General features: G+C 59.2%; 1 protein-coding gene and 1 tRNA gene. One reads left to right on the top strand and one right to left on the bottom strand.

From position 1 onward, the window contains the following. Positions 1 to 266: 266 nt before the first annotated feature. Positions 267 to 356 (top strand) — tRNA-Ser (locus tag I5M_RS27515). Positions 357 to 573: 217 nt separating this feature from the next. Here the strand turns inward: I5M_RS27515 and I5M_RS27510 are convergent. Then, on the bottom strand, positions 574 to 1495 hold a 922-nt coding region (locus tag I5M_RS27510), incomplete at its 5' end, for a phospholipase D-like domain-containing protein (protein ID WP_022724339.1).

The following is a 1495-nucleotide window of genomic DNA, read 5'->3' as shown; positions in this document are numbered from 1 at the left end:
CAGCAAGGCCCCTCTAGTGGTCACTCAGAGAACGGTCCGCTCAGGAACCGCACGCTACGATGCAGCTACGCCCCTCCCCCCGGTCCGGTTGCAGGAACCTGATGCCGTATGGCTGAAGGGGTGACGCCCCGGAGATGGTGCGCGCTGCCGCGGACCGACCTTGCAGCAAAGTTGACCCAATCGGCCGAACCGCCCTAAAGAAATCTGCGCCACCGTGGCCGGTCGACCGCCACAGCGCCGCCGCGGTTCAACCAAGGCGCCGAGCAGGAAGGGTGGCCGAGTGGTTTAAGGCACCGGTCTTGAAAACCGGCGTGCCCTCACGGGTACCGTGGGTTCGAATCCCACCCCTTCCGCCATAAACCGTTGATTGAACTTGGCACAAAACGTTGACGGGCGGCCTCTCGGTCAAGCCCGTACGAGGCTCTAGATCTCTGTTTTCGACGCGTTTCTTCACGCGAACCGGTATCTACCTCGCTCGAAACGCTCTAGGCGGCAGAATTTGTGCCGAACTGGCGACATCGGCATTCGCGCTCGGCATCGATCCCCTGGGCATCGCGGGCCAGCGTTGCGCCGTCAGCACCAATGGTCGAGATGATCTTTTCGCCGTGTGGTCAGATATCTACTCTGCCACGCCGGGTCGTCGGACAAATGAGACCAGATCGGCCTTCCGGCTTCCTGACTGTCCTTGACATAGGCTCGCCAAGCGTAGTGCTCATAAGTACTCAGGCAGGCGACCGAGTAGGCTTCCGCCAAGGCGCGATCGCCGCGGACGACGACGAAATTGTCGTCATTCTGCTCGCTCGCAGCACCAGAAAAATTATGAGAGCCGGTAACGACCCGGCAGTCATCGCTGAACGGGTCGATCACGATCATCTTGGAATGGGTAATTGCATGACCGATTCCGGGATAACGGTCGCGCGTGAGAAACTGGGCCCGAGTCACCTCAGCGACCCACGATGCGAACGAATTCTTGATGCCCTCGGGCTGAATGAGCGAGGTGCGATACTCACGCGTATTGATGTCGACGCCTCGTGCAGAGAACTTCTCTATATTGCTCCCAATCACGGTACTAACGACTCCTCGCGTATAAACCTCGCCCGCGCGCGAGACGATCGTTCCCAGTGGTTCCGGACCGGGTTGAAACATCACGTAAAGCACCATCGACTTCGCCTGACTGACGAGGTCGATCAGCCCCTGGATATCGATCCCAAGACCCGTATTCTTCTTCGACTTGTTCCTGACGCGTGTGAACCAGACGTCCACCCCATCGATGCTCTTCGGCGAGTCGGCGTTCGCCTTCATGAGTTCGGGCCCGAAATCACCGCCCGCGTCCCTCAGGAGTTCCCACTGCGTCAAATACAGCTGCGCGACGTCAGCGTTCTTGATCAGAAGCCCGTTATTGACCTGTGTGCAAAGGCCACTCGGCGTCCAATTGGTACTTCCGGTCCAGGCCTTGAGGGGATGGTTGCCCTTCGATCGAACGACGATTGCGAAT

It is taken from the genome of Rhodopseudomonas sp. B29, assembly GCF_000333455.1.
In the GTDB taxonomy this organism is placed as follows: Bacteria; Pseudomonadota; Alphaproteobacteria; order Rhizobiales; family Xanthobacteraceae; genus Rhodopseudomonas.
The sequence above is the reverse complement of the archived record's forward strand: the minus strand, read 5'-3'. Positions and strand labels throughout refer to the sequence as shown.